Source organism: Methylobacterium sp. AC433, assembly GCF_979253015.1.
On the sequence record NZ_CEEDBN010000010.1, the window covers coordinates 152,675 to 165,843 of the forward strand.

Annotated in this window: 12 protein-coding genes; 4 read left to right on the top strand and 8 right to left on the bottom strand. The window is 69.3% G+C overall.

Annotated elements, in window-relative coordinates; translation table 11 throughout:
- Positions 1–173: 173 nt before the first annotated feature.
- From AC0IWM_RS15490 to AC0IWM_RS15505, 4 genes are all read right to left on the bottom strand, one after another.
- The gene (locus AC0IWM_RS15490) at positions 174–1,385 is read right to left on the bottom strand and encodes an NADP-dependent isocitrate dehydrogenase (protein ID WP_471756419.1); all 1,212 of its coding nucleotides are present in this window, start codon (positions 1,383–1,385) and stop codon (positions 174–176) included.
- Positions 1,386–1,521: 136 nt separating this feature from the next.
- Entirely contained in the window at positions 1,522–2,871 is a 1,350-nt protein-coding gene (locus AC0IWM_RS15495; protein ID WP_471756420.1) for a pilus assembly protein TadG-related protein, read from the bottom strand.
- 16 nt (positions 2,872–2,887) lie between these two features.
- Positions 2,888–3,541: a TadE/TadG family type IV pilus assembly protein gene (locus AC0IWM_RS15500; RefSeq protein ID WP_471756422.1), complete on the bottom strand. Its 654-nt coding sequence runs from the start codon at positions 3,539–3,541 to the stop codon at positions 2,888–2,890.
- A gap of 7 nt (positions 3,542–3,548) precedes the next feature.
- A complete protein-coding gene (locus AC0IWM_RS15505; protein ID WP_471756424.1) occupies positions 3,549–4,142 on the bottom strand; it encodes a TadE/TadG family type IV pilus assembly protein in 594 nt (197 codons plus the stop codon).
- Between the two features lie 334 nt (positions 4,143–4,476).
- On the opposite strand from AC0IWM_RS15505, the gene AC0IWM_RS15510 reads away from it, so the two are divergent.
- From AC0IWM_RS15510 to AC0IWM_RS15525, 4 genes are all read left to right on the top strand, one after another.
- Positions 4,477–5,025 (top strand): formaldehyde-activating enzyme, encoded by a 549-nt coding sequence (locus AC0IWM_RS15510; RefSeq protein WP_471756426.1) that lies wholly within the window; start codon positions 4,477–4,479, stop codon positions 5,023–5,025.
- Between the two features lie 130 nt (positions 5,026–5,155).
- The gene (locus tag AC0IWM_RS15515) at positions 5,156–5,893 is read left to right on the top strand and encodes an RNA methyltransferase (protein ID WP_471756428.1); all 738 of its coding nucleotides are present in this window, start codon (positions 5,156–5,158) and stop codon (positions 5,891–5,893) included.
- A gap of 61 nt (positions 5,894–5,954) precedes the next feature.
- Positions 5,955–8,285, top strand: a complete 2,331-nt coding sequence (locus tag AC0IWM_RS15520; RefSeq protein ID WP_471756430.1) for a putative bifunctional diguanylate cyclase/phosphodiesterase — start codon at positions 5,955–5,957, stop codon at positions 8,283–8,285.
- A gap of 123 nt (positions 8,286–8,408) precedes the next feature.
- The gene (locus tag AC0IWM_RS15525) at positions 8,409–9,659 is read left to right on the top strand and encodes a glutamate carboxypeptidase (RefSeq protein ID WP_471756432.1); all 1,251 of its coding nucleotides are present in this window, start codon (positions 8,409–8,411) and stop codon (positions 9,657–9,659) included.
- Between the two features lie 45 nt (positions 9,660–9,704).
- Here AC0IWM_RS15525 and AC0IWM_RS15530 read toward each other — a convergent pair whose 3' ends face one another.
- The 4 genes from AC0IWM_RS15530 to AC0IWM_RS15545 all read right to left on the bottom strand — a co-directional run bounded on the left by AC0IWM_RS15530 (position 9,705) and on the right by AC0IWM_RS15545 (position 12,992).
- Positions 9,705–11,000 carry an O-acetylhomoserine aminocarboxypropyltransferase/cysteine synthase family protein gene (locus AC0IWM_RS15530; protein WP_471756434.1) on the bottom strand — a complete coding sequence of 432 codons (1,296 nt, stop codon included), beginning with the start codon at positions 10,998–11,000 and terminating at the stop codon, positions 9,705–9,707.
- A gap of 34 nt (positions 11,001–11,034) precedes the next feature.
- A complete protein-coding gene (locus AC0IWM_RS15535; protein ID WP_471756436.1) occupies positions 11,035–11,421 on the bottom strand; it encodes a response regulator in 387 nt (128 codons plus the stop codon).
- A 62-nt stretch (positions 11,422–11,483) separates the two neighbouring features.
- Entirely contained in the window at positions 11,484–11,642 is a 159-nt protein-coding gene (locus tag AC0IWM_RS15540) for a hypothetical protein (protein ID WP_156653002.1), read from the bottom strand.
- 69 nt (positions 11,643–11,711) lie between these two features.
- The gene (locus tag AC0IWM_RS15545) at positions 11,712–12,992 is read right to left on the bottom strand and encodes an O-acetylhomoserine aminocarboxypropyltransferase (protein WP_471756438.1); all 1,281 of its coding nucleotides are present in this window, start codon (positions 12,990–12,992) and stop codon (positions 11,712–11,714) included.
- Between the last annotated feature and the right edge of the window lie 177 nt (positions 12,993–13,169).

The window sequence follows — 13,169 nt, forward strand, 5'->3', positions numbered from 1 at the left end:
CAGACGCTTCGCCGGGCAGACGCTTCGCCGACCCGAAGAGGGGACCGGTGCGGACCCTCCAAAAAGGGAACGGGGGCGCAGCCATCGAAGGGCACCGGATCTCACGATCCAGCGCCCGTCGAATACAATGCGCCCCCGCGACCAATCGAAGAGAATGCGGCCGCCGAGCCCTCTCAGGCCATCGCGGTCTTCAGGTGCTGATCGACCTTGTCGAGGAAGCCCGTGGTCGAGAGCCACTTCTGGTCGGGACCGACGAGCAGGGCGAGGTCCTTCGTCATGAACCCGGCCTCGACGGTGTCGACGCAGACGGTCTCCAGGGTGGTGGCGAACTTGGCGAGCGCCGCGTTGTCGTCGAGCTTGGCGCGGTGGGCGAGGCCACGGCTCCAGGCGAAGATCGACGCGATGGAGTTGGTCGAGGTCTCCTTGCCCTTCTGGTGCTCGCGGTAGTGGCGGGTCACCGTGCCGTGCGCGGCCTCGGCCTCGACGGTGCGGCCGTCGGGGGTGAGGAGCACGGAGGTCATCAGGCCGAGCGAGCCGAAGCCCTGCGCGACGGTGTCGGACTGCACGTCGCCGTCGTAGTTCTTGCAGGCCCAGACGTAGCCGCCCGACCACTTGAGGGCCGAGGCCACCATGTCGTCGATCAGGCGGTGCTCGTAGGTGATGCCGGCGGCGTCGAACTTCGCCTTGAACTCGTTCTGGAAGACCTCCTCGAACAGGTCCTTGAAGCGGCCGTCATAGGCCTTGAGGATGGTGTTCTTGGTCGAGAGATAGACCGGGTACTTGCGGTTCAGGCCGTAGTTCATCGAGGCGCGGGCGAAGTCGCGGATCGAGTCGTCGAGGTTGTACATCGCCTGGGCGACGCCGGAGCTCGGGAACTTGAAGACTTCCTTCTCGATGACGGTGCCGTCCTCGCCCTCGAACTTGATGGTCAGGCGGCCCTTGCCCGGCACCTTGAAGTCGGTGGCCTTGTACTGGTCGCCGTAGGCGTGGCGGCCGACGACGATGGGCTGGGTCCAGCCCGGCACGAGGCGGGGCACGTTCTTGCAGATGATCGGCTCACGGAAGATGACGCCGCCGAGGATGTTGCGGATGGTGCCGTTGGGCGACTTCCACATCTCCTTGAGGTTGAATTCCTTCACCCGCGCCTCGTCGGGGGTGATGGTGGCGCACTTCACGCCGACCCCGTGGCGCTTGATCGCCTCGGCCGCCTGCACGGTGACCTGATCGTTGGTGGCGTCGCGGTGCTCGACGCCGAGGTCGTAATATTCCAGGTTCAGGTCGAGGTAGGGGTGGATCAGCTTGTTCTTGATCTCGCTCCAGATGATCCGGGTCATCTCGTCGCCGTCGAGTTCGACGACCGGGTTCGCAACCTTGATCTTGTCCATCTGCAGCACGCCTTCCTGAGCCAGGATGTCCGGCGCCACGCAAGGCGGATGCCGAACTCGCGCCGCTCTTAGCCCGCGCGCTTCCGGGGCGGAAGCAGGCTGGCCGCCCCGCGCCCATGACAAAACTTTTGGCCTGTCAGGGATTGGCGACGAGACGCGCCTTCTTGGTCGCCTGGTCGAACATGGCGTTCAGCGCCTCCTGGATCTCGCTCGCCGAACTGGCGGTGCGGAAGTAGCCCGAGGAGGCGCAGTTCTGCAGCGTGGCCGGGACGCTGGGGATCAGTCCGTTCACGATGACGTTCTCGTAACCGACATTGGTGTTGAACGGCAGGGCCAGCGGCACGTAGGGGATGTAGAGCACCGAGACGGTCACGCCCTTGTCCTTGAGCGACTTGCACAGGCTCGGATCGAGCAGCTTGGCCTGGGAACCGGTCCAGCCCGTCTTGTTGTACCAATACTGGTTGTTTCCCATGCCGTCGGTGATCAGGAAGACGAACGGGATCGGTCGGGCAGCGGTCGAGCCATCGCCCACGGCGGTGATCTTGCTGGAGATCGTGGAGAAAACGTTCTCGAAATGCGTCCCGCCGCTACCGCGCGGGACATTGGAATCGCCGATATCCATGTAGTTCTCGAGGTTGACGCTCGTGAGCGACCCGAGGTTGGTCGTGATGTCGGCGGCGGTCTCCAGGAAGCTCACGAACGGATAGAGGCCGATCCGGTACTGGTTGGTCAGCGTCTGGTTCGACTGGGCCTTGGCGATCAGCGCCTGGACGGCGTTGCTGACCGTGGCGATGCGCAGCTCGATGTTGTTCGACTTGGCGAGGTTGAAGCCCTTGTAGCCGGAGAAATGGCAGGCGAAGGCGCAGTTGTTGCCCTTCGCATCGGCCATGTCGGGGTTGAGCTTGGCGAACGCCACCTGCGCGGCGCTTGAGGTGGGAAAGCCCATCGAGCCCGAAGTGTCGAGGAGCAGGTAGAAGTCGGCGAAGCTGCCCAGCGTCAGGCTCGAGGTCGAGGCGCCCGAGACCGCGATGGAGGTCAGGTTGCCCAGCGCCCGGCTGAACGGGGATTCGTAGCTCGATGCGTAGGTCGCGGTCGCCGAGACGACGCCGCCGGTCCGGGTCACCGTCAGGTTCGGCTCCAGGGGCATGCTGTTGAGCATCGGACCGGCATTGACCCGGAAGGCCGCCAGGCCGCGGGTCTTGCCCAGCGCCAGGGCGGAGGCGGTCGGGTTGGCCTCGTTGTTGGGATTGGTCGAGATGTAGTCCCGCGCCGCGGCGATCGCCGTGATCGTGGCGGCGTCGGCGGCGCGGTCGAAATGGGTGCGGTAGTTGATGCCGCGGACGTAGTCGACGCCGAGGCCGGTGAGCCCGATGAGCGGCACCAGGGCGAGGGCGAACACCATGAGGACGTTTCCGCCCCGGTCGTCGCGCAGGCGCCGCAGCAGGGTCCGGGTGCGGGACATCGGGGGGACGGGTTCGGCGCGCATGGGAGATGCCTCGGAATCAGGGGCAGGCATTGGCGGAGGTCGTTCCGCCGCTCGGATCGAAGGTGATCGCCGCGACGTAGCGCGGCGCGAAGTAGAAGGACTTCGCGATGTCGATCGAACCGACGACGGACTGGAGGATGAGGGGCTTGTAGCTGAACACGACGTCGGCCACGACGAGGAAGCCGGGGCCGAAGGTGTCGCTGGGCAGCGTCTTCGGGCTCGGACCGGCCGTGTTGGGAGCGGCCACCGGAGGCGTCGTGCAGGAGCGCTTCTGGCCCGAGGTCCAGGCCACCTTCGGCGTGTAGGTGCAGTTGGCGTTGCAGGTCGCCACCGTCTGGGTGAACTTCACGCCCGAGATCGACCATTTCAGCAGCGTCCAGACCGAGACGTTGGCGTCCTTGGCCGCCGACATCGCCTCCGGGAACATGACCAGCTGCGCGCGCGAGATCGCCAGGATGTCGGTCTGTGAGATCTTGCCCGTGTCGTTGCGGGCCACGAGGTCGGCCAGAGTGCTGGCGGCGAGCTCGATCTTGCGCAAGTAGATGACGTAGCGGACGAGATCGAAGGTCACCGCCGAGAGCGTGATCAGCAGAGGCATGATCAGCGCGAACTCGACGAGGGCGATGCCGCGCCCGTCCCGTCCGAAGCGTCTGAGAAGGGAGCGGCTCATCGCGGCGTCAGCACCCGGTCGAGACGCTGGCGGTGGTGAAGGGCTCGTTGCGGAACGCCACCGCCGCGCGGGCGAACACCGCCGAGCCGCCCTTCCAGGGGGAGCTCAGCTTCAGGGTGATCCAGAGCGGGCTGAACACCGGGACCGCGTAGAAGACCTGGATGTAGCCGTAGGTGCCCGGCGCCCCGGTGCAGTACGAGGTCTGGCTGTTATCCATGGCGACGGGCACGAGGCTACGCTCGTCCGGGCTCACGAACACCGAGTAGCCGCTGCCCGAGCCCGACAGGGTCGTGGTCTGCAGGCTGGTGACGATGTTGTCGCAGGAGAGGCCGGCGATCAGCTTGGTGCAGACCACCGAGGTGCGGAAGCCGTTCGCGGTGGAGGCGGTGTCGGTCAGCGCGCCGATCATGATCGTCCGGCTCGTATCGGCCGTCGCCTTCTCCAGGGCCGCGTAGCAGAACACGTACAGGCCGCCCTGGAGGATCTCGACGAAGACCATGATGAAGAGCGGCATCACGAGCGCGAACTCGACCGCGGTCGCTCCGCCCGAAGCTCGGCGAAAGCGGCGCAACCAGCCTTTCTTCTTGAGCGCGCAGGACATGCCGGTGCCGGAATCGATCGTTGTCTGGTGACGCGGGTCGCCTGGCCTTGCCGTCACGGTCCGACCCGAAGGTTCCACTACCGTCGTCTCGAACAGCCGATGCCCATGTCCCGTATCGATCAGCGATGCACGGCAAGCCTTAAGGTCGGATTACCCGGTTCCCTCAAGGTCGCGCGCCGCCTCACCGGGCTGTGGATGCGCCGCGACGGCGCGCCATGCGGGGGCGGGGGTGGACATTGGGCGCCACACCCGGATTCTGCCGTCCCCGCGGAACCGGCCGGACGGCATACCTGCGCGCCTCCGGCGGCTCCGCACCCCCTCTCGAGAGATCACCATGAGCGAACGCATCATCCTCCGGGCCGGCGAGGCCCTGGTCGCCGGCGGGCCGCCGAACACGGCGGCCGAGCCCGAGGTGATCATCGGCGAACTCGACGGGCCGGTAGGCACCGCGCTCGCCACCCTCACGGGCGACCAGGTGGTGGGCCACAGCCGGGTCTTCGCGCTCCTGAACACCGACATCATGGTGCGGCCGGTGACGCTGTGCGTCTCGAAGGTGAGCGTCACGGAGAGCAAGTACACCTCGATCCTGATGGGCACGGTGCAGTTCGCCATCGCCAACGGCGTGCTCGACGCGGTCCGCGCCGGCTACATTCCGAAGGAGAAGGCGAACGACCTCGGCATCATCTGCTCGGTCTGGCTCAGCCCGGGCGTGATCGAGGCGCAGAGCGTCGACCACAAGGCCCTGTTCGACATCCAGCGCCGGGGCATGACCGAGGCGATCCGCAAGGCGATGACCAACGAGCCGTCCATCGACTGGCTCCTGGAGAACCAGGACAAGATCATCCACAAGTATTATCAGATGGGTCTCGACGGGAAGATCTGAGGCCGCGGCGGCCCGGGGCCGGCCGGGGGCGCTTTGCCCTCGCGGCCGGCCCGTGCGAGAGGGCCGGGTACGCGCCGCCGGACCCGCCACGGCCGATCCCGAAGCTTCCGATGCGATGACGTCCGACCCGATGAATCCGCCCGACTCACCCGCCGGCCCCGTCATCATCCTGGTCCAGCCCCAGCTCGCCGAGAACATCGGCATGACGGCGCGGGCGATGGCGAATTTCGGCCTGTCGGAGCTGCGCCTGGTGGCGCCGAAGAACGGCTGGCCCAAGAAGGGCGTGCGCGAGGCGGCCTCGGGCGCCACCCACATCCTCGACGGCGCCGTGGTGTACGACACCCTCGGCGCGGCGATCGCAGACCTGCACTACGTGCTGGCGACCACGGCCCGCGAGCGCGGGCAGATGAAGCGGGTCTTTCCCCCGGACGAGGCGATGCGCGACGTCGCGGCCCGGGCCGGCCAGCGGGTCGGCATCCTGTTCGGCCGCGAGCGGTCCGGCCTCGACAACGACGAGGTGTCGCTGGCCGACGCCATCGTCACCTTCCCGGTCGATCCCCGCTTCTCCTCGCTCAACCTCGCCCAGGGCGTGCTGCTGATGGGCTACGAGTGGCGCCGGGCGGCCGGCCTCTCGGCGCTGCCCTTCAGCGGCGAGATGCTGTCGCCCCCCGCCACCCGCGAGGCGATGGCCTCGCTGTTCGGAACCCTGGAGGACAGCCTCGCGGCGGCCGGGTTCTATCCGCCGGAGAAGCGGGACATCATCGCCCGAAACATGCGCGACATGCTCCACCGCATGGCCATGACCGAACAGGACGTGCGCACGATGCGGGGGGCGCTTCGCGCCCTGATAAGCCGCCGGCCGCAGTGAGGAGAGACTGCGCAGGCGCTCTTAACCCACGCGCTATATTTGCATGGCACAATACACCACCATGCAGAACGAACGTCTCACGACCTTCGGGGGCGAGTTCGCCTGCCGATCCCGCGAAGCGGCGTTCCGGGCGGAGCGGCTGCCGGAGACCCTGCGCCACACGCAGCTGATCTTCCTCGTCTGCATCGCCATCGAGGTGCTGCTGCTGGCCGGCGACGGCACCCTGACCGGCGCCCATGACGCCTTCGGCCCGATGCTGGCCGCACGCCTCGGCATCGTCGCGGCGACGCTGGCGAGCCTCCTCGTCCTGCCGCGCATCCGGCACTTCTCCGGCCTGCAATGGCTGCTCGTCACCTGGCAGGCCGTGCTCAGCGTGGCGGCCTCCGTCCTGTGCGCCTCGCAGTCGGACGTCGCCCTGGCGGCCACCCTGACGATCCCGGCCGCCTTCATGCTGGTGCTTCCGCTGCGCTTCGCCTGGACGGTGGCGGCCGGCAGCTTCTCGGCGATCGTGCTCCTGGCGGGCTACCTGGTGCCGCGGGCCCTGCCGGTGTCGGTGATCGGCCTGACTCTCGAGGTCGTCCTCGCGAACCTGACGATCCTGCTGTTCGTGACGTGGTCGAACCGGCTGCGGCGCCTCGAATGGTCGGCGACCGAGGCCCGGCGCCGGACGAACGGGGCGCTCGCGGAGAGCCGCGCGCTGTTCGAGACGATGTTCCGGGCCGTACCGGTTCCGATCGTCGTCTCGCTGGCGGCCAACGGGCAGATCATCAGCACCAACGATGCCGGCATCGCGTTCTTCGGGCTCGCCCCCGGGGACGCCCTGTCGAACTACGCCAACCGGACCTTCATCGCCTCCGCCGATCGCCGCGAGATGCAGGCCGTGCTCGACCGCCAGGCCGTCGTCCGGGACCGGGAGACGAGCATCGTCACGCTCACGGGCGAGCGCCGGGACGTCCTCCTGTCGATCGAACGCGTTCAGATCGACGGGACGCCCTGCCACGTGTCCAGCCTCGTCGACATCACCAGCCGGAAGGCCGCCGAGGCGCAGATCCGCACGGCCGCCCATCACGACGTGCTCACCGGCTTGCCCAACCGGGCCCTGTTCCAGGCGACCCTCGATGCCGCCCTGGTGCGGGCCGAGGCGGAATCCGCCCCGGTCGGGCTGATCCTGCTCGACCTCGACGCGTTCAAGGAGGTCAACGACACCCTCGGGCACGATTCCGGCGACGCGCTCCTGAAAGAGGTCGCCCGTCGCCTGTGCGGCGTCATCGGCCCCGACGACCTCGTCGCCCGCCTCGGCGGCGACGAGTTCGTCGTGCTCTCCACCGGAGGCGACGCCTCCGGCCGGTCGAGCATCCACGGCCTCGCGACGGACATCCTCGACGCCCTGCACCCGCCGATGTCGATCAGCGGGCGCGTCGTGGCGCCCCGGGCCAGCCTCGGCCTCGCCCTCTATCCCGATCATGCCGGAAATTCGGCCGACCTGTTCACCAATGCCGACCTCGCCCTCTACGCCGCCAAGGCCTCGGGGCGGAACCGCGCGACCCTGTTCGTCCCGGCCCTGCGCGCCAGCATCGAGGACCGGGTGACGGTGACGCGCGAGATGCGCGCCGCCCTCGACGCGGGCGGCGGGCTCGTGCCCCACTACCAGCCGAAGATCAACCTGGCCTCCGGGGCGGTGATCGGCTTCGAGGCCCTGGCGCGGTGGCAGCACCCGACCCGGGGGCTGCTGATGCCCGGTGCCTTCTCGGCGGTGTTCGACGATCCCGAGATCGGCGTCGCGGTGGGCGATGCCCTCCGCGGCCGGATCATCGCCGACATCCTGCACTGGACCAGCCTCGGACTCGATCCCGGCCGCGTCTTCCTCAACCTCTCCTCGGTGCAGTTCGCGCAGGGCGACCTCGCCCGCACCTTCCTGAACGACGTCGACACCGCCGGACTTGCGCGCAGCCGGATCGGGGTCGAGGTGACCGAGACCGTCCTCCTCGGCAGCCACGTCGACCGGGTCAGCGACGTGCTGGCCGAACTGCACGGCAGCGGCATCCAGGTGGCGCTGGACGATTTCGGCACCGGCTACGCCTCGCTCACCCACCTGAAGCAATTCCCGGTGCACGAGATCAAGGTCGACCGCAGCTTCATCCGCGACCTGGAGCGCGACGCCAACGACGCCGCCATCGTCACGGCGGTGCTCCAGCTCGGCCGCAGCCTGGGCCTCGACGTCACCGCCGAGGGGGTCGAGACCCCGGAGCAGGCCTCCTTCCTGCGCGAGAACGGCTGCACCCACGTGCAGGGATACCTCTACGGCAAGCCGATGCCGGAAGGCCGCGTGCCCTGGTTCCTGGGCAACCACGCGGAGACCCTGGCTAAAAGCCCGATCCTGCGCATCGCCTGAGGCGACCGGGCCTCGAAGGCGCGGCGCTCCCCGCCGAGTTGATGCCCCGGCGTTTTCGGAGCATGGCTGCCCCATGCTCCGAGAAGGCGAGCCCGGCCTCGCCCTTCGCCGATCAGGATCGCCATGCGCCCGAAAGCTGCCCTCGCCCTCGCGCTGCTCGTCATCCTGTCGCCCGTCGCCGCGTGGGCCGCGCCGGACGAGGCCGTGCTCGCGGCGGTCAAGGCCCAGGACGGCCCCTATCGCGAGACCCTGAAGGGTCTGGTGGACGTCGATACCGGCACCGGCGACGTCCCCGGTCTCGCCAAGGTCGAGGCGATCCTGAGATCGCGCCTGGAGGCGGCGGGGCTCACGGTGGAGAGCCGGGCCGCCGCCGCCTTCGGCGGCAACACCCTGATCGGCACGCGATCCGGCGCGGGCACGCGCAAGATCATGCTGCTGGTCCATTACGACACCGTCTTCGGGAGCGGCGACGCCGCCAAGCGCCCCTATACCGAGCGCGACGGCCGCGCCTACGGCCCCGGCGTCGCCGATGCCAAGGGCGGGATCGCGATGATCGTGCACCTGATGGCGGCTCTCGAGACCCTGCACTTCGACCGCTACGGCACCCTCACGGTGGTGTTCAATCCCGACGAGGAGCGCGGCTCGCGGGGGTCGCGCGACGAGATCGCCCGGGTCGCCCGCGAGCAGGACGTGGTGCTGTCCTTCGAGCCGTCCTTCGCGGATGCCGGCGTCGATGCCGTCACGGTGGCCACCAAGGGGATCAACTACGCGAGCCTGACCGTGAAGGGCCGCGCCTCCCATGCCGGCGGCGCCCCGGAGGCCGGGCGCAACGCCGTGGTGGAACTCGCCCACCAGATCCTGCAGCTGCAGGACCTCGGAGACCCCGGCAAGGGGACCAGCCTGCACTGGACCGTGGTCCAGGGCGGGACCAAGCCGAACATCATCCCGGAGGCGGCCCGGGCGGAGGGCGACATGCGCTACTTCGTGCCCGGCGAGTACGAAAGGGTGCTGACGCAAGGCCGCCGGATCGTCGAAAGCCATCGCGTGCCCGACACGCAGGTCAGCTTCGATCTCGCCCGGGGCCGGCCGCCGCTGCCGCAGAACCCGGCGACGCAGGCGCTCGGCGAACGGGCCCGAGCGATCTATGGCGAGCTGGGCGCCCCGCTCGCCTTGGCCGAGATCGGCGGCGGCACCGATGCGGGCTACGCCTTCCAGCCCGACAGCCCGGCGAAGCCCGCCCTGCTCGAGTCCCTCGGCATCGTCGGCGGCCACTATCACAGCGCCGACGAGTTCGCCGTGCTCGCCAGCATCACGCCGCGGCTCTACCTCGCGACCCGCCTGGTGATGGAGGTGTCCCAGGAAAGCGGGCGCTGACCCGGCGCGGGTTCCGGTCCCGGCGACGCCGCGACCGGGGCCGGGTCAGCCCAGCTGGGCCAGGGCCTGCTCGACGTCGGCGATGAGGTCCTCGACGCTCTCCAGGCCGATCGAGAGGCGCACCGTCTCGGGGCCGACCTTGGCGGCGGCCTTGTCGGCGGGGTCGAGCTGGCGGTGGGTCGTGGTGGCCGGGTGGATCGCCAGGGACTTGATCTCGCCGATGTTCACGAGGTGCGAGATCAGCTTCAGGCTCATGATGAACCTGACCGCCGCCGCCTCGCCGCCCTTCAGCGCGACGGTGAAGATCGAGCCCGGCCCCTGCGGCACGTAGCGCGCGGCCATCGCCTCGCCCTCCTGGCCGGGCAGCGCCGGATAGCTCACCCAGGCCACGGCCGGATGGTCCTTCAGGAAGGCCGCCACGGCCTTGGCGTTCGAACAGTGCCGCTCCATCCGCAGCGGCAGGGTCTCGATGCCGGTCAGCGTCAGGAAGGCGTTCATGGGCGACAGGCCGGGGCCGAGCTCGCGCATGCCGAAGACGCGGCAGGCCGAGGCGAAGGCGAAGTCCGGGAAGCGCTCGGTGAGCACGAGGCCGTCGTAATCGGCCCAGGGCTCGCTCATCAGGTTGTAGCGGCCGGGGATCGCGGCCCAGTCGAACTTGCCCGCGTCGCAGATCACGCCGCCGATGGTCTGGCCCGAGCCACCGAGGAACTTCGAGGTCGAGTGGATGACGATGTCGGCGCCGTGCTCGATCGGCCGGATCAGGGCCGGCGACGCGAGGGTGTTGTCGACGACGAGCGGCAGGCCGTGCCGGCGCGCCACCTCGGCGATGCCGGCGAGATCCATCACGGTGGCGCAGGGATTGACGATGGATTCGCAGACGATCGCCCGGGTCTCCGGGGTGATCTCGGCCTCGAAATCGGCCGGGGTCAGGCCCTTGGTGAACTGGGGCTTGAGGTCGTAGCGCCCGTCGAGGCGGTTCATCAGGCCGAGCGAGCCGCCGAAGAGGCGCGAGGAGGCGACGTAGGCCTCGCCGCTCCTCATCAGGGTCATCAGCACCATGAGCACGGCCGACTGGCCCGAGGCCACCGCCACGGCGGCCTTGGCGCCTTCCAGCGCGGCGACGCGGCGCTCCAGGGCGGCCACGGTCGGGTTCGAGCCGCGCGAGTAGGAGAACCCGGTGCGGCGCATGGCGAAGATGTCCGCCGCCTGCTGGGTGTCCTCGAAGACGAAGCCGTTGGTGAAGTAGATCGGCTGGGCCCGGGCGCCGGTGGCCGGGTCGGGCGCGGCGCCGGCATGGATCGCCTGGGTCGCGAAGCGATGGGTCTGGGTCTCGGTGGCCATCGGGGCCTCCCGTCTGTGAAGGTCGGGGGAGCGGTCAGGCGGCGCGGCGGGCGAAGGCGCGCAGGGTCCGGACCAGGGTCGAGGGCTCGTAGGGCTTCGGGATGAAGCGCGCCCCGTCGGGCATGTCGTGCGGGCCGGGGGTGCCCATGCCGGAGACGACGAGCACCGGGATCGCGGGCCAGCGATGCGCCACCAGGCGGGCCAGGGCGAAGCCGTCCATGGAGCCGCGCGGCATGTCGACGTCGGTCATCAGCACGCCGACGTCGCCGCGGCTCTCCAGCACCGAGAGGGCGTTGTCGGCGTGGCTGGCCTCCAGCACCTCGAACCCGGCCTCCGCGAGGGTGTCGGCGGCTTCCATCAGGAGCAGGCCGTCATCTTCGACGAGGAGCACGACGGGGAGGTCTGGCGGGTCTTGCTGCATCGGCGGCCGGACGATCTCGCGACAGGGGTGAGACGGGGGCCTAGGCCCAGCCGGCGGTGTCGTCAATAACGGCCGGTGTCGCGCATCCGTTTCGCCGGGGCCGGCAGGCGCCGCGCCGGCATCTCCGGGGCGAAGGCCACCGCGAGGACGACGAGGGCCGCCAGGATGGCCAGGAACGCCAGTCCGTCGTTGATCTGTTCCACGAATGCCCAGGCCGACATCGCCACCTCCGGTGATCGCGGCCCCAGCCTCGGCCCAACTTGGTAAAGGGAAGGTTAACACGGCTCCCCTCAGGCGCTCAGGGCCGCGTCGAGGTCGGCGATCAAATCCTGTGGATCCTCCAGGCCGACCGAGAGCCGCACCACCTCCGGGCCGGCCCCGGCGGCGACCCGCTGCGGGTCGGTGAGCTGGCGGTGGGTGGTGGAGGCCGGGTGGATGATCAGCGAGCGGGTGTCGCCGATATTGGCCAGATGCGAGAACAGGGTCAGGTTCGAGACGAGCTCGACCCCCGCCTCGTAGCCGCCCTTCAGGCCGAGGGTGAACACCGCGCCGGCGCCGTGCGGCGTGTAGCGCCGGGCGAGCTGGTGGTACCTGTCCGTCTCCAGCCCCGGATAGCTGACCCAGGCCACCGCCGGGTGGCTCTGCAGGAAGCTCGCCACGGCCAGCGCGTTGTCGCAGTGGCGCTGCATGCGCAGGGGCAGGGTCTCGATGCCCGAGAGCAGCAGGAAGGCGTTGAAGGGCGAGAGCGCCGGCCCGAGGTCGCGCAGGCCCAGAACCCGCACCGCGATGGCGAAGGCGAAGTTGCCGAAGGTCTCGCCCAGCACCATCCCGGCATATTCCGGCCGCGGCGCCGACAGCATCGGGTAGCGCGCGTCGCCCGCCCACGGGAAGGTGCCGCCGTCGACCACGAGGCCGCCGATGGAATTGCCGTGGCCGCCGAGGAACTTCGTCGCCGAGTGCACGACGATGTCGGCGCCGTGCTCGAAGGGGCGGATCAGGTAGGGGCTCGCCATCGTGTTGTCGACGATGAGCGGGATGTTGTGGCGCCTGGCGATCTCCGAGAGCGCCGCGATGTCCGTGATGATCCCGCCCGGATTGGCGATCGACTCGCAGAAGATCGCCTTGGTGCGCGGCGTGATCGCGCGCTCGAAGGAGGCGGGGTCGTCGGTCTGCGCCCAGACCACGTTCCAGCCGAAGTTCTTGTAGGAATGGTTGAACTGGTTGATCGAGCCGCCGTAGAGGCGGTCGGCCGCGATGAACTCGTCGCCGGGCTGCATCAGGGCGTGCATCACCAGGAACTCGGCGGCGTGGCCCGAGGCCACCGCCACCGCGGCGGTGCCGCCCTCCAGGGCCGCGACGCGCTCCTCCAGCACCGCGTTGGTGGGGTTGGTGATGCGCGAGTAGATGTTGCCGAAGGCCTGGAGCCCGAACAGCGAGGCGGCGTGCTCGGCATCGTCGAACACGAACGAGGCGGTCTGGTAGATCGGCGTGGCGCGCGCCCCCGTGGTCGGGTCGGGCGCGGCGCCGGCATGGATGGCCCGCGTGTTGAAGCCAGGCAGACGATCGGTCATCGAGAAATCCTCCCGGGCCCGCCGGCCCGCTCGCGCGTGTGGTCTCTTGCCTGTCTTCTAGCGCCGGACCGGGCACCGGCGGAAGAGCCCGCCATCCGCTGAAACGAACGAGAGTTCTTTATGACGGACGGGGGAGGGGGTCAAGGCGGGGCGCTCGTGCCGTCCCTCCCCCATGCG